This is a genomic window from Pseudonocardia sp., from assembly GCF_050250275.1.
In the GTDB taxonomy this organism is placed as follows: Bacteria; Actinomycetota; Actinomycetes; order Mycobacteriales; family Pseudonocardiaceae; genus Pseudonocardia.
Genome location: NZ_JBFWOY010000002.1, coordinates 138,571 through 162,727, shown reverse-complemented (window position 1 = coordinate 162,727; position 24,157 = coordinate 138,571). Strand labels below are relative to the sequence as shown.

Genomic DNA, 24,157 nt, shown 5'->3' with positions numbered 1-24,157 from the left:
GTGTCACTGCGCTCCCACGACTACCGCGGCAGCTTCGGCGACGACGGTGTGCGCCGCCAGGTGCGCCGCACCGTCCCGGAGGTCCCCGCCGAGGCGGGGCTGGTCGTCGAGGACCCGGCGAGCGGGTTCTGCGGTGCCGTCGTGAAGGTCGACGTCCGCGAGGTGACGCTGGAGGACCGCCACGGCGGTCGCCGGGTGTTCCCGCTGCGCCCGGCGGCGTTCCTGTTCGAGGGGGCGCCGGCGACGCTGGTGGTGCCCAGGGCGGCGCCGAAGGGGCCGGGGCGGTCGGCGTCGGGCTCGGTCCACGTCGCGAACCTGAAGGCGCGCACGGCCCGGGCGAGCCGGATCTGGGTGGAGGGCATCCACGACGCGGCGCTCGTCGAGACCGTGTGGGGTCACGACCTGCGCGTCGAGGGCATCGTGGTCGAACCGATGCACGGGATGGACGACCTCGCCGCCGCCGTCGCCGACTTCGGGCCTGCCCCGCACCGCCGGCTGGGCATCCTCGTCGACCATCTCGTCGCCGGGTCGAAGGAGACCCGGGCCGCGCACGCCGTCGCCGGGCCGGACGTGCTGGTCACCGGGCACCCGTTCGTCGACGTGTGGCAGGCGGTGAAGCCGTCCGTGGTCGGGATCCGGGCATGGCCGGTGATCCCGCGCGGGACGGACTGGAAGACCGGGGTGTGCACCGCCCTGGGCTGGGGTGAGCCCGCCGACGGGGCTCGGCGCGTCCTGGGTGCGGTGCGCAGCTTCCGGGACCTGGAGCCCGACCTGATCGGGGCCGTGGAGCACCTGATCGATTTCGTGACGGTGACCGGCTGAGGTCTGGCAGGATCGGGGTATGGGCGCACTGATCTGGCTGATCGCCGGAGTCGCGCTGATCGCCGCGGAGGTGCTCAGCGGCGAGTTCTTCCTGTTGATGCTCGGCGTCGGTGCGCTCGCCGCGGCCGGTGGCTCCCTGCTGGGGTTGTCGGTGCTGCCGGCGACGTTGGTGTTCGCGGCCGTGTCGGTGCTGCTGATCTTCGCGGCGCGCCCGGCGTTGCGGCGGCGTCTCGACCGCGCGATCGAGCACCACGCGACGAACACCGAGGCGTTGGTGGGCAGGCACGGCACCGTCGTCGCGGAGATCCGTGGCGACCACACGGGTGGCCGCGTGAAGATCGGCGGCGACGTGTGGTCAGCGCAGGCCTACGACCACGAGCAGACCATCGGGAGCGGTACCCGCGTGCGGATCATCGAGATCTCCGGCGCGACGGCCATGGTGCTCGCCGAGGACTGATCGGCAGGCGATACGGTGCGCCCCCTCAGGGTCGGGCGACCTTCGGCAAGGAGGGATCGGGGTGGACGGCACGGTGACGCTCGTCGTCGTACTGGTGATCGTGGTGCTGGTGGCGGTGACGCTGATCAGGGCCGTCCAGATCATCCCGCAGGCCACGGCCGCGGTGATCGAACGGCTGGGCCGCTACAAGGCCACCCAGCCGCCGGGGCTGACGTTCCTGGTGCCCTTCGTCGACCGCATCCGGGAGCGGATCGACCTGCGCGAGCAGGTCGTGTCGTTCCCGCCGCAGCCGGTGATCACGCAGGACAACCTGACCGTCAACATCGACACGGTCGTGTACTTCCAGGTCACCGACCCGCGGTCGGCGGTCTACGAGATCTCCGACTACATCGTCGGCGTCGAGCAGATCACGACGACGACGCTGCGCAACGTGGTCGGTGGCATGACGCTGGAGGAGACGCTGACCTCCCGCGACGCCATCAACACCCAGCTGCGGGGTGAGCTCGACGAGGCGACCGGCCGGTGGGGCATCCGTGTGGCGCGCGTCGAGATCAAGGCGATCGACCCGCCGCCGTCGATCCAGGAGTCGATGGAGCGGCAGATGAAGGCCGACCGCGAGAAGCGGGCGATGATCCTCACCGCCGAGGGTGAACGGGAGTCCGCGATCCGCTCGGCCGAGGGCCAGAAGCAGTCGCAGATCCTCACCGCCGAAGGTGCGAAGCAGGCCGCGATCCTCAACGCGGAGGCCGACCGGCAGTCACGCATCCTGCGGGCGCAGGGTGACCGCGCCGCCCGTTACCTGCAGGCGCAGGGCCAGGCGAAGGCCATCGAGAAGGTGTTCGCGGCGATCAAGGCGGGCAAGCCGACGCCGGAGCTGCTGGCCTACCAGTACCTGCAGACGCTGCCGCAGATGGCACAGGGCGACGCGAACAAGGTGTGGCTCGTGCCGTCGGACTTCGGCAAGGCGCTGGAGGGCTTCACCCGCATGCTGGGCGCCCCCGGCGACGACGGGGTCTTCCGCTACCAGCCCAGCCCCGACGACGGTGCGGCGCAGACGGTCCGCCCCGAGGATGACGATCCGGGCCTGGAGGGGTGGTTCGACACCCGCACCAACCCCGAGATCGCCGCGGTCGTGGCGAACGCCGAGGCGCAGGCGCGCCAGGAGGTCCCGCCGCTGGGTGCGGAGCCGAGTGCCATCCCGGGCGCCCCCGGGCGTCTCGGCCCGGGCAGCCAGGGCGGTGCCCACCCGGCCGGGCAGCACCAGCCGCGACCGGCGCCGCCGTCGCCGGCACCGCGCCACGAGGCACCGCGCGAGATCGAGCAGGGCGACTGGGACGAGCAGGCCCAGAGCGCGGTGCCGACGCCGCCGCGCGGCACCCCGGCGGAGGGCGGCGAACAGCCGCGCCGTGACGACGAGGGCGGCAGCGGCCTGCCCGGGTACCCGGCACCGCCCCCGCCGCGCTGAGCTCACCCGCGCCACGCTGAGCCGGCCGCGGCACGGGGGGTGCGTCAGGCCAGGGTGAACCCGAACGGCAGCTCCAGCCGGTGCGCGCGCAGCATCTCGGCGTCGGCCAGCAGCGCCCGGGTGGGGCCGTCGGCGACGACCCGGCCCCCGTCGACGACGACGCTGCGCGGGCACAGCTGCAGCGCGTACGGCAGGTCGTGGGTGACCATCAGCAGTGTCCGGTCCAGCCCGAGCAGCACCTCGGCGAGCTCCCGGCGGGCGACCGGGTCGAGGTTCGACGAGGGCTCGTCGAGGACCAGGATCTCGGGATCGCACGACAGCACGGTGGCCAGCGCGACGCGGCGCCGCTGCCCACCCGACAGGTGCAGTGGGGAGCGGTCGGCGTGCTCGGCCATGCCGACGGCCTCCAGCGCGGCCGCGACGCGGGCGGTCAGCTCCGCACCGCGGACCCCGAAGTTGGCGGGCCCGAACGCGACGTCCTCCCGGACCGTCGGCATGAACAGCTGGTCGTCGGGGTCCTGGAAGACGATGCCCACCCGGCGGCGCACCTCGTGCAGGTTCGGCGCGCGCACGGCGAGCCCGCCGACGACGACCTCGCCCTCGGTGGGGGTGAGGATCCCGTTGAGCTGCAGGACGAGCGTCGTCTTCCCGGCGCCGTTGGGGCCGAGCAGCGCGACGCGTTCGCCCGGCTCGATGCGCAGGTCGACCCCGTGCAGCGCCGGCGTGCCGTCGGGGTAGGCGAAGTCGAGCCCGCGCACGTCGAGGGAGGGGGTCGTGGCTCCGGGGCCGGCAGTGGGCGGGGCGGGCTCGATGTGGGCGCTCACGTCGTCAGCATCCCCGTCACGGCGAGGGCCGCGGCGACCGCGGGGACGGCCAGCGCCACGATCCACTGGGTGCGTGCGGCGGCGGGGGCACCGGTCGTCGGCATGGTGCCGGTCCAGCCGCGGGACAGCATGGCCAGGTGGACGCGTTCGCCGCGTTCGTAGGAGCGGACGAACAGGCTGCCGATGCCGCGGGCGGTGGCCCCGGCCTGCCACAGGAACCGCGGGTCGTGGCCGCGGGAGATGCGCGCCAGGCGCATCCGCCGCGCCTCACCGGCGATGACGTCGGCGTAGCGCAGCATCAGCGTCGCGATGGTGAGGACGAGGGCGGGTGCGCGCAGCCGCTGCAGCCCGAGCAGCAGGTCCCGCAGCGGGGTGGTCGCGGCGAGGGTGAGCGAGGTGAGGACCCCGAGGGTGCCCTTGGCGAGGATGTTCCAGGCCCCCAGGACGCCGGCGTGGGACAGCGACATGCCGGCCCAGTCGAACCGTGGGTCGGGCCCGGTGAAGGGCAGCAGGACCGCGAGGACGACGAAGGGGGCCTCGATGAGGGCGCGCCGCGCCATCCAGCCCGGCGGGATGCGGGCGGCGACCCACACCGCGGCGAGCAGCAGCAGGTAGCCGCCGAAGGCCCAGAACGCCTCGCGGGGCGTCGCCACCACGCAGAGCACGGTGAGGAACGCCGCGACGATCTTCACCTCGGCCGGGAGCCGGTGCACGACCGACGCCCCCGGCAGGTACAGCGGGTGGGAGTGCCCGGCGCCCATCAGCCGTCGTCGCGGGGGGCGGTGTCCGGGGACCCGCCGCGTCGGCCCCGCAGCAGCCAGAACAACCCGCCGGCGACCAGCACCGTGACGAGCACCCCGAGGATCCCGGCGATGCCGACGGAGTGTTCGGCGCCGCCGACGGTGTAGTCGGCCAGCGGTCCGGTCGCCGTCGCGTGTTCGGTGGCGTTCTGCGCGATGCAGGTCCCGTCGAGCTGCTCACCGGCGGCGGTCTCGGTGACCTCGCAGCCGTGGAGGGTGACCGAGTCGAGGCCGTCGGGGGAGGAGCTGGCCAGGTAGGACAGGCCGCCCGCGATGACGAGTGCGGCGAGCAGGAACCCGATGAGGAACCGGGAGCGGCGGCGGGTGTCGGGTGTGGTCATGCCGGGGTCCCCTCTCCGCGGGAGACGGGCTGGGCGGCGCGGGGTGCGGTGCGCAGCAGGTGGACGAGATCGGGGCGGACGGCGGCGACGGCGCCGACGGTCGCGGCGGTGATGACGCCCTCGCCGATGCCGATGAGTGCGTGGAAGCCGACCATCAGCGCGAACACGGTGCCGGTGGTGGCACCGGCGGCACCGCCGATCGCGTACTGGAGGACGAAGCCGAGGGAGGCGACGACGGTGTTGACGAACGCGGCGACGAACGCGGTGGTGAGCAGCCCGCCGCGGCCGCGCCGGGCGAGGCCGCGCAGGGCGCGGGCGACGGCCCAGCCGACCAGCACGCCGACGATCGCCATGTTGAACACGTTGGTGCCCAGGGCGGTGAGGCCGCCGTCGGCGAACAGCAGGGCCTGCACGACCAGGACGATCGTGATGCACAGGGTGCCGACCCACGGCCCGACGAGGATCGCGACGAGCGCCCCGCCGAGCAGGTGACCGCTCGCGCCGGGCAGGACCGGGAAGTTGATCATCTGGACGGCGAAGACGAACGCCGTGACGAGCCCGGCCATGGGGGCGGTGCGGTCGTCGAGGTCGGCGCGGGCGCGCACGGCGGCGAACCCGACGAACAGGAGGGAGATCACGCCGAAGATCAGTGACGTCGGCGCGTTCACGATGCCGTCGCTCATGTGCATCGCGACGTCTGTGGTGGCCACCTGCGCTCCTCACCGGGCCCGCGGTGCGGGTCCTTCGCGTGCGACAGCACAACACACCCGACCGGCTTCCTGCCACACATGTGCGGGAACACTCGATCTGCGACTGCGTGCAGCTGGCGAGACGCCACCGGTGATCTGCGGCGTATCCACGCCCGCGCCACCGCCGACGCGGCCCGGTCACGACGGCGGGGACCGGCCCCGCGGGTGCCGGCGCGGTGCACGTCACATGCCGATCCGGGCGAGGTCGGCCACGATGGGGCGGTGACGCAGACCCTGTCGCGGCTGCCGGCATTGACGCCGCCCGCCGCCGAGCTCCCCGCGAGGGCCGAGGCGCTGCGCGCCGAGGTCCGGGAGTTCCTCGCCGACGAACGCGCCGCGGGCGCCTGGACCCCCCGATCCGATGTCTGGCTGTCGGGCTGGGACGAGGACTTCACCCGGCGGCTGGCCGCCCGGGGATGGCTGGGCATGACGATCCCCACCGGGTACGGCGGGCACGGCGCCTCACCGCTGGACCGCTACGTCGTCACCGAGGAGCTGCTCGCGGCGGGCGCACCCGTTGCGGCGCACTGGGTCGCCGACCGTCAGATCGGGCCGTCGCTGCTGCGTCACGGCACCGAGGCGCAGCGGCAGAAGTACCTGCCGGGCATCGCCGCGGGCGAGGTGTACTTCGGCATCGGCATGTCCGAGCCCGACTCCGGCTCCGACCTCGCCTCCGTGCGCAGCAGGGCGACGAAGGTCGACGGCGGCTGGTCGCTCACCGGCACCAAGGTGTGGACGTCGGGCGGGCACCACGCGCACGCGTTCTTCGCGCTGGTCCGTACCTCGCCGCCGGAGGAGGGCAAGCGTCACGCCGGGCTGTCGCAGCTGATCGTCGACCTGCGCGCCGACGGCGTCACCGTCCGCCCGATCCCCCTGCTCACGGGCGCGCACCACTTCAACGAGGTCGTGTTCGACGACGTCTTCGTCCCCGACGACATGGTGCTGGGCGAGGTCGGCTCCGGCTGGGGGCAGGTCACCGGGGAGCTGGCGTTCGAACGGTCGGGCCCGGAGCGGTTCCTCTCGACGTTCCCGCTGCTCGCCGCGCTCGTCGGCGAGCTGGCCGGTACCGACCTCGGCCCCGCCGGACGACGCGAGCTGGGCTCGCTCGTCGCGCGGCTGTGGGCGCTGCGGCGGATGTCGCTCGCGGTGGCCGGGTCGCTGGCCTCCGGTGCGGCGCCCGAGCTGGCGGCAGCCGTGGTGAAGGACCTCGGGACGCGGTTCGAGAACGAGATCATCGACGCCGCGCGGCTGCTGGTGTCGATCCCGCCCGACCCGGGGGCCGAGAGCGGCTACGCCCGCCTGCTGGCCGACGCGGTACTGCACGCCCCCGGCTTCACGCTGCGCGGGGGGACCAACGAGGTGCTGCGCGGCATCGTCGCGCGCGGACTGGGGCTCCGATGACCACCGACCTGCCCGTCGTCGATCCCGACCTCGTCGAGCTGGCCGCGTCGGTCTTCGCCGACGCGACCGACGACACCCTCTGGGACACCCTGGAACAGACCGGGCTGGCCCGCCTCGCCGTCACCGAGGAGGCCGGCGGGAGCGGCGGCACCCTGCTGGACCTCGCCGCGGTGCTCGTCGAAGCCGGGGCGGCGGCCGCGTGGGCGCCGCTCGCCGAGACCGACATCGCCTGCCGGCTCGCTGCGGCCGCGGGCCTCGACGTCCCGTCCGGACCACTCACGTTCGCACTCGATGCGCCGCTGACCCTCGACGGTGACACCGTGTCCGGGACGCTCCCCCGCGTCCCGTGGGGCCGCCGCGCTGCGGCGGTCGTCGCGCTCACCGGGGAGTCCGTCGTGGTGCTGGACCCGGCGGCGGCGACGGTCGTCGAGGGCACCAACGTGGCCGAGGAACCCCGCGACACCCTCACCTGGTCGGCTGCCCCCGCCGCCGTAGCGGCAGCCCCCGAGGACGCGGCCACCCGGTTCGCCCTCCGGGCTGCGCTGTCGCGGTCGCTGCTGCTCGCCGGGGCCGCCCGCGGCGCGCTCGCCCGGTCGGTCGGCTACGCGGGGGAGCGCGAGCAGTTCGGCCGCCCGATCGGCCGGTTCCAGGCCGTCCAGCAGCAGCTCGCCCTCGCCGCGGCCGAGGTCGCCGCAGGCGGGGCGGCGGCGGAGTCCGCGGCGCGCGTCGTCGTCCGCGACGGCATCGCGTCCCCGACCGCCGAGCTGGCCGTCGCCTCGGCGAAGGTCCGCACCGGCCAGGCGGCCACCGAGGTCGCCCGCATCGCCCACCAGGTCCACGGAGCCATCGGCTTCACCCGCGAGCACGACCTGCGGCTCACGACGACCCGGCTGTGGGCCTGGCGCGACGAGGACGGCACCGACGGCGACTGGGCCGTCCGCATCGGCGAGCTCACCCTCGCCGCCGGGGCCGACGGCCTGTGGCCCCTGGTGACGGCCTGACCTCGTGGGTGGCTCCTCAGCGCCGCCGCGCCGCCGGGAGCTTGCGGAAGTCCCAGCTGGTGATCTTCTCCGGGCGCAGCCGCAGCCAGGCGTGCCGGCCGTCGTGGTGGATCCGCCCGCCGTGGTAGCGGTCGGCCATGAGCTGTTCGGGGCCGTCGAGCTCCGGGCAGGGCTCGCCGGTGCGGGGGACCTCCCCGACCACCTCGACCCGGCCGCGCAGCTCGACACCGCGCAGCTCGCCGTAGTCGTGCCCGGCGTCGACGACGGCCGCGATCCGCGGGTCGGCCATCAGGTCGGTCCAGCGCTGGCTGCGCGACAACGACGTCAGCCACAGCGCCCTGCCGTGCCAGGCGTACCAGAGCGGGGTGGCGTGCGGGCCGTTGGTGCCGTTGGTGGCGACGCGGCAGGTGCGCTCCTCGGCGAGGAACGCGTCGATCTCGTCGGGGGTCATGGCGATGGCGCGGGCGCGGCGTTGCGGCTTCACGATCACCGACGCTAGCCGGTCGCTCCCGCGGGGGCGGCCCCGGCGACACTGGCGTCGTGCAGACCCCCCTCGAGGAGTTCCTCGCCGACCGGGGACGGCCCACGCCGTTCCTCGTCCTCGACCCGCTCGTCGTGGCGCGTCGCTACGCCGAGCTGGCGGCGGCGTTCCCGGGTGCGGACATCCTGTACGCGGTCAAGGCATGTCCGCACCCCGCCGTGCTACGGGTCCTCGTCGACGCCGGTGCAGGGTTCGACGCCGCGAGCCCCGCCGAGGTCGACCTGTGTCTCGACGCCGGCGCCGACGTCGGCCGGATCTGCGCGGGCAACCCGGTCCGCGGCGCCGCGGCGACCGCCGCCTGCCACGCCGCCGGGGTCCGCCGGTTCGTCACCGACAGCGTCGACGACCTCGACGAGATCGCCCTCCACGCGCCGGGCGCGGAGGTCCTGGTCCGGGTGCTGGTCGACGACTCCGGGTCGGCGACGCCGTTCTTCGGCAAGTTCGGTGCCACTCCCGCGGTCGCGGCCGACCTGCTGCGCGGCTGCGCCGCCCGCGGTCTCGTCGCCACCGGGGTGACGTTCCACGCGGGGTCGCAGCAGACCCGGCCCGCGACGTACGCCGCCGGGACGGCCGCCGCGCTGACCGTGGCGCGGGCGGCGGGGCTGGACCGTCCGGTGCTCGACATCGGTGGGGGGCTGCCCGTCGCGTACCGCTGCGGTGTGCCGTCGTTCGCGGCGTTCGCCGCCGCCGTGGCCGGGCAGGGGCTCGAGGACGTGCGCCTGGTGCTGGAACCCGGCCGGGCGCTCGTCGCCGAGGCGGGGGTGCTGCGCACGAGCGTGCTGCGGGTGTCGCGGCGCCCGGGAATCGACCACCGGCGCTGGGTCTACCTCGACGCCGGCCGGTACCAGGGGCTGGCCGAGACCGAGAACGAGGCGATCGAGTACCCGCTGCGCGTCCCGGGGCGTGCCGGCCCCGCCGGGCCGGTGGTGGTCGCGGGGCCCACCTGCGACGGCGACGACGTCCTCTACCGGCGCGCCGCCTACGCGTTGCCGTTGTCGCTGCGGGCGGGCGACCACGTCGATCTCCTGCACGCGGGTGCCTACACGGCGTCCTACGCGTCGGTGGGGTTCAACGGGTTCGCCCCCCTGCCGGTGCACGTCGTGCCGGGGACGGACCGGCGGGTCGCCCGCAGCCCGACGGTCGCCCGGGCGGCCCACGGCCGGCGGTGAGCCGCCCGGGGCGCGTCGCCGCGGCCCGGCGGAACCACCCGGGACGGCCGGCGCGGCGGGCGAGGCCTAGATTTCCACGCCGTGACCCATCCGCCCACGCCCGTCGGCCGCCACGTCCTCGCCGATCTCGACGGCATCGATGCCGAGGTCCTCGACGACGTGGCCGGGCTGCGCGCCGCGCTGTCGGACGCGCTGACCGCGGCGGGCGCCACGGTGCGCCAGGTCGTCGCGGAGGCGTTCGAGCCGCACGGGGTGACGCTCGTCGCGCTGCTGGCGGAGTCGCACGCCTCGGTGCACACGTGGCCGGAGCACGGCCGCGCCCTGGTCGACGTCTTCACCTGCGGTGATGCCGCCGACCCGGAGCTCGCGGTGGCGCTGCTCGCGGGCGCCACGGGCGGGGAGCTGCGCGAGATCCGGACCATCGCCCGTGGCGGTGAACCGGTCCGGGTCGTCGAGCCGTTGTCGCCCGGGCTGGCCAGGACCTGGGAGCTGGGCCGGGTGCACCTGCGGGAGTCGACGCCGTTCCAGGACCTGCTGATCGCCGACACCGCGCACGGGGTCACGCTGTTCTGCGACGACGAGCGGCAGAGCGCCGAGTCGACGCAGCTGATCTACCACGAGGCCCTGTTCGTCCCCGCCGCGCTGTCGGCGCGCCGCCGCGAGCGGGTGCTGGTCGTCGGGTCGAGCGAGGGCGTGGTCAGCGAGCTGGCGATCGCCTGTGGCGCAACGCTCGTCGACCATGTCGACGTCGACGCCGCGGCGGTGCGGGCGTGCGCGGCGCACCTGCCCTACGGGTACACCCCCGAGACCCTCGCCGCGGCCGAGCGCGGCGACGGTCCGGTGCGGGTGCACTACGCCGACGGGCGGGCGTGGGTGCGGGGCGACGGTCCGCGCTACGACGTGATCGTCGTCGACCTGCCCGACGAACGTCCCGACGACGCCGACAACCAGCTCAACCGCCTCTACACGCGCGACTTCCTGGCCGACTGCCGCGACCGGCTCGCCGCGGGTGGGGTCGTGGTGTCGCAGGCCGGGAGCGCCGCGGTCTGGCGCGACGCGACGCTGCGCGCGGCGTGGGACCGCTTTCACGCCGTCTTCGCGCAGGTCCGCTACGTGGGCAGCGACGAGCACGAGTGGTCGTTCCTGGTCGGTGGCGCGGACCTGGCCGATCCGGACCTGGCCGGGCTGGCCTACGAGCCGGTGAGCATCGACGCCGAGTTCCTGCGCACCCGCACCGTCGCCCCGGCGGGGCTGCGCAACCGCTGAGACGCAACGGCTGCGACGCAACGGCTGCGACGCAACCCCCTCGTCCGGCGGACACCGTCGGCGGACGCAATCAGTCGTCGGGGTGCTTCCGCCACGGCGGGCCGGTAGGCCATGCTCGACGAGGTTCGGCCCGTCGGGGGTCGCGAGTCCCGGGAGGCCGGTCGTGCCGCGTGGTCCATTGTGGAGAGCGGCGCTGACGGTGTCCGCGGCCCTCGCGGCCGCGGTGCTGGTCGCGGCGCCCGCGTCGGCGCAGCAACCGGCACCGATCGGTCGCTACGTCGCGATGGGCGACTCCTACACCGCCGGGCCGCTCGTCCCGATCCAGACCGGGAAGCCCGTCGGCTGCCTGCGGTCGACGAACAACTACCCGGCGCTCGTGGCGAAGGGGCTCGCCGTCACCACCGCGCAGGACGTCAGCTGCAGCGGCGCCACCACCGCCGACCTGGCCGGTCCGCAGCGGACAGGCCTGGGCACCAACGCCGCCCAGCTCGACGCGCTGGGACCCGACGTCTCGCTGGTGACGCTGGGGATCGGCGGCAACGACATCGGCTTCGTCTCGATCATCGCCGACTGTGCGACCCGGTCGCCGCTGCGGCCCGGCGGCGCGGCGTGCCGCGACCACTTCACCTCGACCGGCGCCGACGAGCTGGCCGCCCGCGTCGACGCCACCGCCCCGAAGATCGCCGCCGCGCTGGCGGAGATCACCGAACGCGCCCCGCAGGCGCGCGTGCTGCTCGTCGGCTACCCGGCGTTGCTGCCCGACACCGGGCCCGGCTGCTTCCCGGTCGTGCCGTTCAGCGCGGGCGACGTCGACTACCTGCGCGGTGTGGAGAAGAAGCTCAACGCGATGCTCGCCGAGCAGGCCGCCGCCGCGGGCGCGGACTACGTCGACACCTACACGCCGTCGATCGGGCACGACATGTGCGCGGCACACGGCACCCGCTGGGTCGAGGGCCTGATCCCGACCTCACCCGCCGCGCCCGCGCACCCCAACGCCGCGGGCATGCGGGGCATGGCCGACGCGGTGCTCGGCGCGCTCGCGCCGTCGTCGAACGTGGCCTGAGCCGCTACTTCTCGGCGTACGACGCCACGACCCGGCCCGGGACGGGGATCCGGACCGGGGTGTCGCCGAACAGCCGCCGCGTCGCCGTGTCGGCCGCGTCCTGCACGAGCTGCGCGGCGTGCGGGGCACCGTCGGCCGGGCCGTGCAGGAGGACCTCGTCGTGCTGGAAGAACACGAGCCGGGCCGGGTCGCCCGCCGCGTGCAGCGCCGCCCGCAGCTCCGCGAGCAGCACCAGCGCCCACTCCGCGGCGGTGGCCTGGACGACGAAGTTGCGGGTGAACCGGCCGCGGGCCCGGGCCCGGGCGGGCTGTTCGTCGCCCGGCTGCGCCGCCGGTGAGGCGCGGCCCAGCCAGGACCGGACGATCCGGCCCTCCTCACCTGCCCGCGCGGCGGCCTCGACGACCTCGACCGCGGCCGGGAACCGGCGGCGCAGCAACGCCAGGTGCACGCCGGCGTCGCCGGAGGTCTGCCCGTAGACGGCCGACAGCACCGCCAGCTTCGCCTTGGCCCGCCCGTCCGGGGCGGACCGGCCGAACAGCTCCTGGGCGAGCCCGGCGTAGAGGTCGGAGTCCTGGTCGCGGCCACCGGCGCGGGCCAGTGCGGCGTCACCGGCCATCGCGGCGAGGATGCGCGGTTCGAGCTGGGCGGCGTCGGCGACGACGAGCCGGTTACCGGGGTCGGCGCGGACCGCGGCCCGCACGGCCTTCGGGATCTGCAGCGCCCCACCACCACGGGTGGCCCACCGGCCCGACACCACCCCGCCGACGACGTACTCGGGCCGGAACCGGCCGTCGCGTACCCACCGCGACAGCCAGGCCCAGCCGTGGGCGGTGTGCAGGCGGGCCAGCTCCTTGTAGGCGAGCAGCGGCGCCACGGCCGGATGGTCGACGCGTTCGAGCACCCAGGAGCGGGTGCTGGGCAGCTCGATCCCGGCACGGGCGAAGGCGCGCACCACCTCGGCGGGGGAGTCGGGGTTCACCGCCCGGCCGAACGCGGCGTCGACCGCCGCGGCGAGCGCCGCCAGCCGGGGTGGGCGGGCGTACCCGGCCGGGCGCGCGCCGAGGGCCTCGGTGAGCAGCGCATCGTGCACGGCGGCGTCCCAGGGCAGGCCCTCGGCGCGCATCTCCTCCGCGACGATCCCGCCCGCCGACTCGGCGGTGGCCAACAGCGCGAGCCGTGGGTCGGCGGCCAGGACGCGGCGCTGCGCGGCGTGCACCGCCACCAGCGCAGTGATCGTCTCCAGCCCGGCGGGGGCGGCGCTGCGGAACAGGCCGGGCGGCTCGTCGTCGGCGTCCGGTGGCGGGTCCGCCACCTCGGGCAGCCCGGCCAGCCGGGCGCTCGCCGCCGCGAGCCCGTGGGGGGCGCCGGACCGGCCGGCGGCGGCCACCAGCAGCCGTTCGACGAGCCCCACGTCGTGGGCGCGGGTGACCCGCACACCGGCGGCGAGCAGCGCCCGGTAGGTGCGGGGGTTGCGCCACACCCAGCGCGGCGCGCCGCGTTCGAGCGCCGACAGGTCGGCCGCACCGACCGCCGTCACGGGTCCGAGCGGCGCATCCGCGTCGTCGAGGTGTCGGATCAGCAGCGGCCCGTCGGGGTCGGCGTGCACGGCGATGCGCCGGCCCGGACGACCGGCCCCGGCCGATCCGTGTGGGTGGCGACGGTCGCCATCGCGACCATCGCCGCTCACCGGGGTCTGTGGCCGAGCGCGCGGTGCCGGGCCCGCGACGGCAGCCCGGCCAGCAACCCCCGCTGCGGCACGCCGTACACGTCGACCCCGGTCGCGCCGACCTCGGCGAGCACGTCGGCCGCCGCCAGCACCCCGGTGACGGCGGCGCGTTCCATCAGCCCGCACACCAGCGGCGCCTCGACGAAGTCCCCGGCGACGCGGACGCCCCGCGCGTCCGTGCGCACCCCGGGCCGGGTTCCGGCGCTGCCGGGCGGGAACGCGGGCGCGGTGGCGTCGGTCCGGTCGACGCGGTGCAGGTGCGCGACGCCCGCCGTCTCCGGCCACAGGGCCGCCAGCTCGGCGATCATCCGGTCCGCGGCGCCGTCGGGTTCGGTGCAGGCGTAGGAGTGCAGCTCCAGCACGCAGCCGCCGGTCTCGCGCGCCCACTGCGCCGACGGCTCCTCCAGCCGCGAGTACACCGTCACCGAGTCGAGCGTGGCCTCGCCGGCGACAGCGTTGAACACCGCCCGCGACGGGTCGACGTCCGCGTCGAGCCACAGCCTGCTGACGACGAACGGTGGCGCCGTCGTCAGTGCCGCCGCCTGCCCGGCCAGCCGCGGGGCGACCCCGGCCAGCTCGGGTGAGGCGCCGATGACGTCGCGCAGCGCTGCGGGATCGAGCGCGAGGACGACGTGGCGGCTGCTCAGCGTGGCGCCGTCGGCGAGCTCGAGCGCCCAGCCCGGGCCGTCGGGGCGCAGCGACCGCAGCGCGCAGCCCGTGCGGATCGTCGCGTCCCGGGCCCGCAGGTACTCCGCGAGCGGCGCCCACACGGCGTGCAGGTGATCGGTGCGGGGGGCGTCGAAGCCGATGCCCTCGGGGTTGCCGAGGAAGTAGAAGTGGAACATCGCCACCAGCTCGGCGGCCGACAGCCCGCCGGGGTCGCAGAAGAAGGAGCGGGCGAACGCCTCGAACAGCATCTCCCGCGCCCGGTCCGACACCCGCAGCCCGGCCAGGAAGTCCCCGGCGCTCATGGAGTCGAGCAGGGTCGTGGTGCGGTGGCGGTCGAAGGTGAGCAGCTCGGTGCCCAGCGCCACGTCGGCGCCGGCGAGGTCGCGCGCCGTCAGGCTCGCCGAGCGGGCGAACAGGGCGAGCAGGTTCAGCGGGGGAGCCGCGGGCAGCCCGCCCAGGTCCTCGGGTGGGAAGTGGCGCGAGATCACCGGGTAGCCCTCGACGGGGCGCAGGAACCCGAGGTCGGGATCGATGCGGCGCAGCACGTCCCGCCACGTGTAGTACTGGCGGAAGAACGCGTGGAAGCCGTGCTCGACGACCTGCTCGGACCCGTCGGGCAGCGTCACCGGCCACGCGCCGAGCCGTCCGCCCAGTGTCGCGGCGGCCTCGACGAGCGTCACCGCCACCCCGCGTTCGGCGAGCACCGTGGCCGCACTGACACCGGCGACGCCGGCGCCGACCACGATCACCGCGGTGCCGGGTGGTACCTGCCGTGGCAGGCTGGGGTCGGCGGCCACGAGCAGTCGCGGCCGCATCCGGAAAGGGGCGGCGCGACCGCCGGGGGAGCCCACGCGCAGAGCGTAGAGCGAGCCGGTCCGCGCCGCTGCTGCGCATGCCGGCGCAGGCCGGTCGAGGAGGAACGTGTCGATGACGGTGCAGGTCGGGCGCTACGGCGTGTGGCGCCGGGAGCGCGATCTCGACGGCGCGCTCGCCGCGCGCATCGAGGAGCTCGGGTACGGGGCGATCTGGATCGGCGGTTCCCCGCCCGCCGACCTCGGCATCGTCGAGGACCTGCTCGCCGCGACCGCGTCGATCGCGGTCGGCACGAGCATCGTGAACATGTGGAACAGCCCCGCCGACGAGGTCGCGCGCTCCTACCACCGGATCGAGGAGGCGTTCCCGGGCCGGTTCCTGCTCGGCGTCGGTATCGGGCACCCCGAGGCGACCAAGCGCTACGCGGAGCCGTTCGACACGATCGTCGGCTACCTCGACGCGCTCGACGCCGCCGGGGTCCCGGTCGGGGCGAGGGCGCTGGCGGCGTTGGGGCCGAAGGTGTTGGCGGTCTCCGCCGAGCGCACCGCGGGAGCGTTGCCGTACCTGACGACGCCCGAGCACACCCGCGAGGCGCGGGCCATCCTGGGCGCCGACCGGTTGCTGGTGGCCGAGCACAAGGTCGTCCTCGACACCGACCCGCAGCGGGCCCGCGAGACCGGCCGCCCGGCCGTCATCACGCCCTACCTGGGGCTGGTCAACTATCGGCGCAACCTGATGCGGCTCGGCTTCACCGAGGCCCAGCTCGACGACGCGGCCGACCCGGTGATCGACGCCGTCGTCGCGCACGGCGACGCCGCCGCCGTCGCGGCCCGGCTGAACGAGCACCTGGCCGCGGGTGCCGACCACGTGTGCGCGCAGCTGCTCGTGCCCGGCGACGGCGATCCGGTCCCGGGACTGACGGAGCTCGCCGCTGCCCTGGGCCTGTAGCGCCGCACCCCGGGCTCCGGGGCGGCCCGGGTCGGGCGGGGTCCGGGTCTGTCCGGGGGGCCGGGCCGGCACCCGGGTCCGCGGCGCGCCCGGGTCGCCGGCGGGCGGGTCGGGCCCTAGAGCTGCCCCGGGTCCGCGGATCGGTCCGCCGGGGCCATCTGCGGGCCGTTGATGCCGCAGTGCGGGCACCGTTCGAGGGCGAACCGGTCGTCGTCGGGCGCCGCGCCGCCGCCGAGGTCCGGCGTGGCGGTGCGGCCCGTCCGCACGAACACGAACGACACGCCCGCGGCCAGGACGAGCAGCGCCACCCCGATCCACACCGTGATGCGGTACCCGGCGGCGAAGGCGACCGGGTCGGTGTAGGCGTCGCCGGTGATCCCGGCGATGCCCGGCACGACCGCGACGGCCAGCAGGCCCGCGGCGCGGGCGACGGCGTTGTTCACCCCGGACGCCGCGCCCGCATGCCGGTCGGACGCTGCGTCGAGGACCGTCGCGGTCAGCGGGGCGACGGTCAGCGACAGCCCCACGCCGAACACGACGACCGCGGGCAGGACGTCGACCAGCCACGACGCGTCGGGCCCGATGCGGGCCATCAGCGCGAGCCCCGCCGCCGAGACGAGCGGCCCGACGGTCATCGGGATGCGGGCCCCGATCCGCTGGGCCAGCCCGCCGGCCCACGCCGAGAGCAGCAGCATGATCACCGTGACGGGCAGCAGCGCCGTCCCGGCCTGCAGCGGGCTGAACCCGGACACGACCTGCAGGAACAGCACCAGCATCACGAACACGGTGCCGAGCGCCGCGTAGATGAGCAGTGTCGCGACGTTCGCGGCGGTGAAGACGCGGTCGGCGAACAGGCCGGGCGGCACGAGGGGGTGCGAGGAGCGTCGTTCGACGACGACGAACCCGACCAGGGCGAGCACCCCTACGACGAGGCCGACGACCAGTGCCGCCGACGTGCCGGACCCCAGTCCGGTCAGCGACCACGTCAGCGCCCCGAGCCCGAGGGCGGCCAGGACGGTGCCGGCGACGTCGAGGTGCGGGGCCGCCGACGGGTCGCGTGTCTCCGGGACGTGCCGGAGGGCGACGACCACCACCAGCACCGCGAGCGGCACGTTGATCCAGAACACCAGGCGCCAGTCGATGCCGACGAGCCAGCCGCCGAGGAACGGGCCCACCGCGCCGGCGATGCCGCCCAGCCCCGACCAGGCGCCGACGGCGGCGCCGCGGTCGCGGCCGTGGAACGACGCCGAGATGATGGCCAGGCTGCCCGGGGTGAGCAGGGCCCCGCCGATGCCCTGCAGCGCGCGGGCGCCGATCAGCGTCTCGATGTTCGGGGCCAGCCCGCACATCACCGAGGCCAGCGCGAACCACACCACGCCGATGACGAAGACACGGCGCCTGCCGAACCGGTCACCCAGCGAGCCGCCGAGCAGGATGAGCGAGGCGAGGGTGAGCGTGTAGGCGTTGACCGTCCACTGCAGGCCGGTGAACCCCGCACCGAAGTCGCGCCCGATGCGATCGAGCGCCACGTTGACGACCGTCCCGTCGAGCAGCGCCATGCCCGACCCGAGGACCGTCGTGAGGAGCACCCAGCGTCCCGCAGGGGTGCGCAGTCGCAGGTCGCCGGCCGCATCGCCCATGGCTGCCGACCCTAGCCCTCGCCGCGGGCCGCCCGGACCGTGTGGCGGCGGGACGCCCGGAGGTTGCTCCGCCATGATCAGCGGACCGGGTGGCATTCCCCTCCGATGGTGACGCTGAGTGGTCGCCTTCCTGCGATGTTCGTGAGGGGGATGCCGACTCGCCGGGTGAACGACCCTGTGTGGCACAGTCGGTGACCAGGCCGTCACCGAGTGACGTGACGGTCGTTGGGCGAGGTGGACACGCGGGAGGTAGCCGGCGATGGGCGCACACAGGTGGCGCAGAGTGACCTCGCGACCCGTTCGCGTGCGTCGGGTGCTGGCGGTGGCCGCCGCGCTGGCCGCGGTCACCGGTCTCGCCGGGGCGGGCATCGCCCTGGCCGCACCCGCCGACCCGCCGCCCGCGACCTCGGTCCTCGACCCGATCCGCGCCGATCTCCCCGTGCTCGCCACCGCGCCGCGGCCCGCGACCGCCCCGCCGGCACCGCAGTCCACCGCCCCGACGACCACCGCGCCGCGGTCCACCGCCCCGACGACCACCGCCGCGCAGACCACCGCCGCGCGTTCGACGGCCCCGTCGGCCACCACCCCCCACGGCACGACCCCCGACAGCACGCCCCCGGGCACGACCGCCGTGCCGGCCACTGGGGCGGCCCGGCCCGGGGGGGTCGCCGGCACGCCGTGCACCGCGACCGCCCGCGCCTGCGTCGACCTCGCCAGCCGCACCACCTGGCTGCTCGACGGTGACCGGATCGTCCGCGGGCCCGTCGCGATGCAGCACGGCGGTTCGGAGTTCCCGACGCCCACCGGCACGTTCACGGTGCAGTGGAAGGCCGAGCAGTACACGAGCCGCGAGTTCGGCACCCCGATGCCGTACTCAGTCTTCTTCGCGCCGGGCGGGGTCGCCTTCCACGAGGGCCGCCAGGACACCCCGTCCGCGGGCTGCGTGAAGCTCGTGCAGGAGGACGCGCAGGCGTGGTTCTCCTACCTTCAGGTCGGGGACGAGGTCCAGGTCCACTGAGGGGGACACGTCGTCGGTCCGTCCCGTTCGGACGGACAAGATCCCCCGGGTGAACCCCCGTCCGGACGCACCGTTCTCACTTCTACGCAGGGTAGAATCGACCTCGTGCCGAGTCTGGGTGAGTTGGAGCGTGCCGTCATGGAGGTCCTCTGGGCCGCCGACGGACCGCGGACCGCGCGCGAGGTCCAGGAGGCCCTCGCCGATCGCGACCTGGCGACGACGACGGTTCTGACGGTCCTCGGTAGGCTGGAGCGCAAACAATTGGTGACCCGCACCCGCGACGGACGGGCGCACCACTACCAGCCGGTGGCCAGCCGGGAGGATCATGTGGCCGAGCTGATGCGCGACGCTCTCGACGCCGCCCCCGACCGTGGGGCCGCGCTCGCGCGTTTCCTGGGCTCGATACCCGACGACGAACGCGCCGCCCTGCGCGACCTGCTGGACTGACGGCCCCGGCCGTCGTCGTGGTCCGGCGTCATCGATGGAGCTGACCGCTCTCGGGCTGCTCGTGCTCGGCCTGCTCCTCGCGGAGCCGGTCAGCCGCATCCTGGCCGGAGCCGAGTGGCCCGCGCGCGACCCGGTGGGGGCGTTGCTGATGTGGCAGGCCGTCGGGCTCGCGGGCGGGCTGTCGTTGCTGGGCGCCGGGATCCTGTACGGGCTGGCCCCGTTCGGTCCGACGCTGATCCCCGCCGTCGGCGGCGTCTCGCGCGCGATCGGTGAGGGCCGGGTACTCGACGACCTCGACGCGGGCAACACCCTGGCCCTGGTCGCGTCCCTGCTCCTGGGGGCCCGGCTGCTGTTCGTCCTCGTGACGGTCACGGTGCGCACCCTGCGGGCCAGGGCCCGGCACCGGGACCTGCTCGACGTGCTCGCCACCCCGTGGCCGGCGGTGCCGGGCACCCGGGTGCTCGACCATCCGGTCCCGGTCGCCTACTGCCTGCCCGGCCGCAGCTCGCGGCTGGTGGTGTCGGCCGGGGTCCTCGAACGGCTCGCGCCCGAGGGGGTCCGGGCCGTCCTCGCCCACGAGCGCGCGCACCTGACCGAACGCCACGATCTCGTCGTGCTGCCGTTCGTCGCCTGGGGGGCGACGGCGCCGTTCGTGCGGGGGATGGTGCGGGCACAGCTGGCGGTCGCGGCGCTGATCGAGATGCGCGCCGACGACGTGGCCGCGTCACGGTCCACGCAGCGGGAGCTCGCGGGGGCGCTGCGCACCGTCGGCGGGTCGGCGCCGTCGGCGGCGTTGTCGTCGTTCACCTCGGCGGTCGACGCGCGGATCGCCCGGATCGCGGCCCCGCCCCCGCCCCCGTCGACGGCGTTCCGGGTGCTGGTGCGGGTGGCCGCGGTGGCGCTGGTCGCGGTCCCGACGGCCCTGCTGCTCCACCCCTGAGAGCAGCCCGGACCGCCGGGTCGGCGCACCTCAGCCCATCGACTTCGCGCCGTCGATCGCCTCGCGGATGATGTCGGCGTGCCCGCTGTGCTGCGCGGTCTCGGCGACGATGTGCAGCAGCACCCGCCGCGCCGACCAGCGCGCGCCCGGCTCGAACCACGGGGCCTCGGGCAGCGGGTGCGAGTCGTCGAGGTCGGGAAGGCCGGCCAGGAGGGCGGTGGTGCGGGCGGCGACGCGCTCGTATGCCGCGAGCACCCCGGCGACGGTCTCGCCGGGCAGCAGCCGGAACGAGTTGGCGTGGCCCTCGTAGTCGGGCTCGCCCTCCTGCGCGGGGGCGCCGTTCTCGATGAAGTCCAGCCAGCTCTCCTCGGTCGCGGTGACGTGCTTGACCAGTCCGACCAGGCACAGCTCGGAGACGGTCGGCGTCGAGACGACCTGCTCGTCGCTGAGCCCCCGCAGAGTGTTGACCAGGAAGAACCGCTGCTTGGCGAGCGCCTCCTGCAGGTCGGCGCGGTCGCCGGTGAGGGCCTGGGGGGCGGCCTGGGTGTCGATCATCTCGTCCTCCGGGGTGGGTCTGGCGTTTCCGACACCGAGAACGTTACGAGGCGTTGTGGTCAGATCCTGACCGCAACCGCAGGTTGTTTCGGCGATCGTCGCGGACGCCCGCGGCGTAGCGTGAAGCCGTGCCCGTCACACTCCCTTCCGATCTTCCCGACACCCTCGGCACGCTGCGCGCCTCCGGTCACACGCAGCGCGACGTCAAGTCCGAACTCCGCGAGAACCTGCTCGCCGCCCTGCGCGAGGGCCGCGACCCCTGGCCCGGCATCGTCGGCTTCGAGTCGACCGTGCTGCCCCAGCTCGAACGGGCCCTGCTCGCCGGCCACGACCTCGTCCTGCTGGGCGAGCGCGGCCAGGGCAAGACCCGGCTGCTCCGCTCCATCGTCGGCCTGCTCGACGAGTGGACCCCCGTCATCGCCGGCTCCGAGCTCGGTGAGCACCCCTACGAACCCATCACCCCCGTCTCGATCCGGCGCGCCGCGGAGCTGGGCGACGCACTGCCCGTGGCGTGGCGGCACCGCTCCGAGCGCTACACCGAGAAGCTCGCGACACCCGACACCGCCGTCGCCGACCTCATCGGCGACGTCGACCCCGTCAAGGTCGCCGAGGGCCGCTCGCTGGGCGACCCGGAGACGATCCACTTCGGGCTGGTCCCGCGTGCGCACCGCGGCGTCGTCGCGATCAACGAGCTGCCCGACCTCGCCGAGCGCATCCAGGTGGCGCTGCTCAACGTCATGGAGGAGCGCGACATCCAGGTCCGCGGCTACACGCTGCGGCTGCCCCTGGACGTGCTGCTCGTCGCCTCGGCCAACCCCGAGGACTACACCAACCGCGGGCGGATCATCACCCCGCTCAAGGACCGCTTCGGCGCCGAGGTCCGAACCCACTACCCGCTGGAGGTGCGCGACGAGATCGCGCTGGTCGAGCAGGAGGCCGAGCTCGTCGCCGACGTGCCGAGGCACCTGATCGAGATCGTCGCCCGGTTCACCCGGCACCTGCGTGAGGCCACGGCGATCGACCAGTCCTCCGGCGTCTCGGCCCGGTTCGCCGTGGCGGCGGCGGAGACGGTCGCCGCGGCGGCGCTGCGACGCGCGGCGATCACGGGGGAGTCCCGTGCCGTCGCCCGGCCCGTCGACCTCGACTCGGTGCCCGCGGTGCTGCGCGGCAAGCTGGAGTTCGCCTCCGGCGAGGAGGGGCGCGAGGAGGAGATCCTCGAGCACCTGCTGCGCCGCGCGACGGCCGACACCGCCCGGTTCGCGCTGCGCGGGGTCGACCTCGCGGAGCTGACCGACGCCGTCGGCACCCGCCCGGTCCGCACCGGTGAGCGTGTCCCGGCCGCCGAGGTCGTCGCGGCGCTGCCGCAGGTCGCGGTGCTCACCGAGGTCGCGACCCGGCTCGGCGCGTCCGGCACCGAGCATCCGGGCCCGATGGCGTCGGCCGCGGAGCTGGCGCTGGAGTACCTGTTCCTCACCCGCAAGCTCGCCAAGGACTCCTCCGACGACGGGGACACGGTCAGCTATGGCTGACCCGCGCCGGCGTCGGCGCAGGTTCGCCTACGGCCCCTACGCCGGCGGGCCCGACCCGCTGGCGCCGCCGTTCGACATCCGCTCGGCGATGGACCAGATCGGGCGCGACGTCATGGAGGGCAGCTCCCCGCGGCAGGCGCTGCAGGAGCTGCTGCGCCGCGGCATGGAGGGCCGGCGGGGTCTCGACGAGCTGTCGCGGCAGGTGTGGCAGCGCCGCCGCGACCTGCAGCGCGACAACCGGCTCGACGGCACCCTCCAGCAGGTCCGCGAGCTGCTGGAACGCGCGATGGACGCGGAACGGGAGTCGCTCGGCAACGAGGACAGCGACGACGCCCGCTTCCGCGAGATGCAGCTCGACGCCCTCCCGAACGACACCGGCGGCGCGGTGCGGGAGCTCTCGGAGTACGACTGGCGCTCCTCCGACGCCCGGCAGGCCTACGAGGAGATCCGCGACCTGCTCGGCCGGGAGATGCTCGACCAGCGCTTCCAGGGCATGAAGCAGGCCATGGAGAATGCGACACCGCAGGACGTCGAGGCCATCCGCGAGATGCTCGACGATCTCAACTCGCTCCTGCAGAACCATGCCGACGGGCAGGACACGTCCCAGCAGTTCTCCGAGTTCATGGACAAGCACGGGGAGTTCTTCCCGGAGAACCCGCAGAACACCGACGAGCTCGCCGACCTGCTCGCCGCCCGCGCCGCCGCGGCCCAGCGGATGATGAACTCGCTGTCGGCCGAGCAGCAGGCCGAGCTGATGGAGCTGTCCCAGCAGGCGTTCGGCGACCCCCGCCTCGCCCAGGCCCTGTCGCAGCTCGACGCCAACCTGCAGGGGTTGCGGCCCGGTGAGGACTGGCAGGGCTCCGGCCGGTTCCGCGGCGACAACCCCATGGGCATGGGCGAGGCCACCCGCGCCCTGGAGGAGCTCGGGCAGCTCGACGCGCTCGCCGAGCAGATGGCGCAGAGCTACCCCGGCGCCCGGATGGAGGACATCGACCTCGACGCCGTCGCCGACCTGCTCGGTGACGACGCCCGCGTCGACGCCCGCGCCTTGGCCGACCTGGAGCGCGAGCTGCAGCGCCAGGGCCTGTTCGAACGCGCCCCCGACGGGTCACTCCTGTTGTCGCCCAAGGCGTTGCGACGGCTGGGGGAGTCGGCGCTGCGCGACGTCGTCGACAAGATGGGGTCGCGGCGCGGGGAACGCGAGACCCGCCGCTCCGGCGCCGCCGGTGAGGCGACCGGGGCGACCCGGCCGTGGGAGTTCGGCGACACCGAGGCCTGGTCGGTGCCCCGGACCCTGCTCAACGCCCAGCTGCGCCGGGCCGGTGGCGACACCCGCGCTCTCGACGTCACCGACGTCGAGATCGTCGAGACCGAGCAGCGGACCCGCGCCGCGGTGGCGCTGCTCGTCGACACGTCGTGGTCGATGGTGGCCGAGGGCCGGTGGGTGCCGATGAAGCGCACCGCGCTCGCCCTGCACCAGCTGATCTCCACGCGGTTCCGCGGCGACGACCTCGCACTGATCACGTTCGGGCGCCATGCCCGCACCGTGGAGCTGGGCGAGCTCGTCGGCCTCGACGGGGTGTACGCGCAGGGCACCAACCTGCACCACGCGATGCTGCTGGCCGGGCAGCACCTGCGTCGCCACCCCGATGCGATGCCCGTCGTGCTCGTGGTGACCGACGGGGAGCCGACGGCCCACCTCGAACCCGACGGCGAGGCCTACTTCGACTACCCGCCCAGCCCGCACACGTTGCGCGCCACGGTGTCCGAGCTCGACCGGCTGACCTCGCTCAACGCGGCGTTCACGTTCTTCGTGCTCGGCGACGACCCGCGGCTGGCCGCGTTCATGGACGACGTGGCCCGCCGCTGCGGGGGCCGGGTCGTGGCCCCGTCGCTCGACGGGCTGGGCGCGGAGGTCGTGTCGGACTACCTGCGGACGCGGCGCCGCTGAACCTGGGGGCGCCCGCACCGAC

Annotated in this window: 23 protein-coding genes; 14 read left to right on the top strand and 9 right to left on the bottom strand. The window is 75.0% G+C overall.

Features of this window, described 5'->3' with window-relative positions; genetic code table 11:
- Nucleotides 1-6 precede the first annotated feature (6 nt).
- From AB7F12_RS02850 to AB7F12_RS02840, 3 genes are all read left to right on the top strand, one after another.
- Nucleotides 7-822: a DUF3097 domain-containing protein gene (locus AB7F12_RS02850; protein ID WP_428496679.1), complete on the top strand. Its 816-nt coding sequence runs from the start codon at nt 7-9 to the stop codon at nt 820-822.
- Between the two features lie 19 nt (nt 823-841).
- Nucleotides 842-1,279: an NfeD family protein gene (locus AB7F12_RS02845; protein ID WP_428496590.1), complete on the top strand. Its 438-nt coding sequence runs from the start codon at nt 842-844 to the stop codon at nt 1,277-1,279.
- 91 nt (nt 1,280-1,370) lie between these two features.
- Complete coding sequence (locus AB7F12_RS02840; protein ID WP_428517862.1) at nt 1,371-2,744, top strand: SPFH domain-containing protein; 1,374 nt, start codon at nt 1,371-1,373, stop codon at nt 2,742-2,744.
- Between the two features lie 44 nt (nt 2,745-2,788).
- Here AB7F12_RS02840 and AB7F12_RS02835 read toward each other — a convergent pair whose 3' ends face one another.
- Genes AB7F12_RS02835 through AB7F12_RS02820 form a run of 4 tightly spaced genes read right to left on the bottom strand, consistent with a single transcriptional unit; the run spans nt 2,789 to nt 5,419 of the window.
- Nucleotides 2,789-3,568 (bottom strand): energy-coupling factor ABC transporter ATP-binding protein, encoded by a 780-nt coding sequence (locus tag AB7F12_RS02835; RefSeq protein ID WP_428496588.1) that lies wholly within the window; start codon nt 3,566-3,568, stop codon nt 2,789-2,791.
- Nucleotides 3,565-4,329: a cobalt ECF transporter T component CbiQ gene (cbiQ, locus tag AB7F12_RS02830; protein WP_428496587.1), complete on the bottom strand. Its 765-nt coding sequence runs from the start codon at nt 4,327-4,329 to the stop codon at nt 3,565-3,567. The genes AB7F12_RS02835 and cbiQ overlap by 4 nt, the downstream gene beginning before the upstream one ends.
- Nucleotides 4,329-4,709, bottom strand: a complete 381-nt coding sequence (locus AB7F12_RS02825) for a PDGLE domain-containing protein (RefSeq protein WP_428496586.1) — start codon at nt 4,707-4,709, stop codon at nt 4,329-4,331. Before AB7F12_RS02825 ends, cbiQ begins: the two co-directional genes overlap by 1 nt.
- Complete coding sequence (locus tag AB7F12_RS02820) at nt 4,706-5,419, bottom strand: energy-coupling factor ABC transporter permease (RefSeq protein WP_428496585.1); 714 nt, start codon at nt 5,417-5,419, stop codon at nt 4,706-4,708. Before AB7F12_RS02820 ends, AB7F12_RS02825 begins: the two co-directional genes overlap by 4 nt.
- 261 nt (nt 5,420-5,680) lie before the next feature.
- On the opposite strand from AB7F12_RS02820, the gene AB7F12_RS02815 reads away from it, so the two are divergent.
- Together AB7F12_RS02815 and AB7F12_RS02810 are read left to right on the top strand one after the other, a co-directional pair.
- Entirely contained in the window at nt 5,681-6,859 is a 1,179-nt protein-coding gene (locus AB7F12_RS02815) for an acyl-CoA dehydrogenase family protein (RefSeq protein ID WP_428496584.1), read from the top strand.
- Nucleotides 6,856-7,860, top strand: a complete 1,005-nt coding sequence (locus AB7F12_RS02810; protein WP_428496583.1) for an acyl-CoA dehydrogenase family protein — start codon at nt 6,856-6,858, stop codon at nt 7,858-7,860. Before AB7F12_RS02815 ends, AB7F12_RS02810 begins: the two co-directional genes overlap by 4 nt.
- Nucleotides 7,861-7,876: 16 nt before the next feature.
- Here AB7F12_RS02810 and AB7F12_RS02805 read toward each other — a convergent pair whose 3' ends face one another.
- A complete protein-coding gene (locus AB7F12_RS02805) occupies nt 7,877-8,344 on the bottom strand; it encodes a pyridoxamine 5'-phosphate oxidase family protein (RefSeq protein WP_428496582.1) in 468 nt (155 codons plus the stop codon).
- Between the two features lie 56 nt (nt 8,345-8,400).
- On the opposite strand from AB7F12_RS02805, the gene AB7F12_RS02800 reads away from it, so the two are divergent.
- The 3 genes from AB7F12_RS02800 to AB7F12_RS02790 all read left to right on the top strand — a co-directional run bounded on the left by AB7F12_RS02800 (nt 8,401) and on the right by AB7F12_RS02790 (nt 11,899).
- Nucleotides 8,401-9,570, top strand: a complete 1,170-nt coding sequence (locus AB7F12_RS02800) for a type III PLP-dependent enzyme (protein ID WP_428496581.1) — start codon at nt 8,401-8,403, stop codon at nt 9,568-9,570.
- Nucleotides 9,571-9,651: 81 nt separating this feature from the next.
- Complete coding sequence (speD, locus tag AB7F12_RS02795; protein WP_428496580.1) at nt 9,652-10,836, top strand: adenosylmethionine decarboxylase; 1,185 nt, start codon at nt 9,652-9,654, stop codon at nt 10,834-10,836.
- 199 nt (nt 10,837-11,035) lie between these two features.
- On the top strand, nt 11,036-11,899 hold the full coding sequence (locus tag AB7F12_RS02790) for an SGNH/GDSL hydrolase family protein (protein ID WP_428517857.1): 864 nt from the start codon (nt 11,036-11,038) through the stop codon (nt 11,897-11,899).
- A gap of 4 nt (nt 11,900-11,903) precedes the next feature.
- Here AB7F12_RS02790 and AB7F12_RS02785 read toward each other — a convergent pair whose 3' ends face one another.
- Complete coding sequence (locus tag AB7F12_RS02785; protein ID WP_428516264.1) at nt 11,904-13,505, bottom strand: bifunctional 3'-5' exonuclease/DNA polymerase; 1,602 nt, start codon at nt 13,503-13,505, stop codon at nt 11,904-11,906.
- Between the two features lie 77 nt (nt 13,506-13,582).
- Nucleotides 13,583-15,145, bottom strand: coding sequence for an FAD-dependent oxidoreductase (locus AB7F12_RS02780; protein ID WP_428516266.1), 1,563 nt, complete (start codon nt 15,143-15,145; stop codon nt 13,583-13,585).
- 76 nt (nt 15,146-15,221) lie between these two features.
- On the opposite strand from AB7F12_RS02780, the gene AB7F12_RS02775 reads away from it, so the two are divergent.
- Complete coding sequence (locus tag AB7F12_RS02775) at nt 15,222-16,055, top strand: TIGR03620 family F420-dependent LLM class oxidoreductase (protein WP_428516268.1); 834 nt, start codon at nt 15,222-15,224, stop codon at nt 16,053-16,055.
- A 116-nt stretch (nt 16,056-16,171) separates the two neighbouring features.
- Here AB7F12_RS02775 and AB7F12_RS02770 read toward each other — a convergent pair whose 3' ends face one another.
- Nucleotides 16,172-17,695 (bottom strand): MFS transporter, encoded by a 1,524-nt coding sequence (locus AB7F12_RS02770; protein WP_428516270.1) that lies wholly within the window; start codon nt 17,693-17,695, stop codon nt 16,172-16,174.
- Nucleotides 17,696-17,978: 283 nt separating this feature from the next.
- Here AB7F12_RS02770 and AB7F12_RS02765 point away from each other — a divergent pair, with 283 nt between their 5' ends.
- The 3 genes from AB7F12_RS02765 (at nt 17,979) to AB7F12_RS02755 (ending at nt 20,100) form a co-directional block, all read left to right on the top strand.
- Nucleotides 17,979-18,713: a L,D-transpeptidase gene (locus AB7F12_RS02765; protein WP_428516272.1), complete on the top strand. Its 735-nt coding sequence runs from the start codon at nt 17,979-17,981 to the stop codon at nt 18,711-18,713.
- A 105-nt stretch (nt 18,714-18,818) separates the two neighbouring features.
- Complete coding sequence (locus tag AB7F12_RS02760) at nt 18,819-19,160, top strand: BlaI/MecI/CopY family transcriptional regulator (protein ID WP_428516275.1); 342 nt, start codon at nt 18,819-18,821, stop codon at nt 19,158-19,160.
- A gap of 34 nt (nt 19,161-19,194) precedes the next feature.
- The gene (locus AB7F12_RS02755; protein WP_428517856.1) at nt 19,195-20,100 is read left to right on the top strand and encodes a M56 family metallopeptidase; all 906 of its coding nucleotides are present in this window, start codon (nt 19,195-19,197) and stop codon (nt 20,098-20,100) included.
- A 30-nt stretch (nt 20,101-20,130) separates the two neighbouring features.
- Here AB7F12_RS02755 and AB7F12_RS02750 read toward each other — a convergent pair whose 3' ends face one another.
- Nucleotides 20,131-20,655 (bottom strand): DinB family protein, encoded by a 525-nt coding sequence (locus AB7F12_RS02750; protein ID WP_428516279.1) that lies wholly within the window; start codon nt 20,653-20,655, stop codon nt 20,131-20,133.
- Between the two features lie 128 nt (nt 20,656-20,783).
- Between AB7F12_RS02750 and AB7F12_RS02745 the strand changes: the two genes are divergently transcribed.
- On the top strand, nt 20,784-22,184 hold the full coding sequence (locus AB7F12_RS02745) for an ATP-binding protein (RefSeq protein ID WP_428498112.1): 1,401 nt from the start codon (nt 20,784-20,786) through the stop codon (nt 22,182-22,184).
- Nucleotides 22,177-24,135: a vWA domain-containing protein gene (locus tag AB7F12_RS02740; protein WP_428498111.1), complete on the top strand. Its 1,959-nt coding sequence runs from the start codon at nt 22,177-22,179 to the stop codon at nt 24,133-24,135. The genes AB7F12_RS02745 and AB7F12_RS02740 overlap by 8 nt, the downstream gene beginning before the upstream one ends.
- The last annotated feature ends 22 nt before the right edge of the window (nt 24,136-24,157 follow it).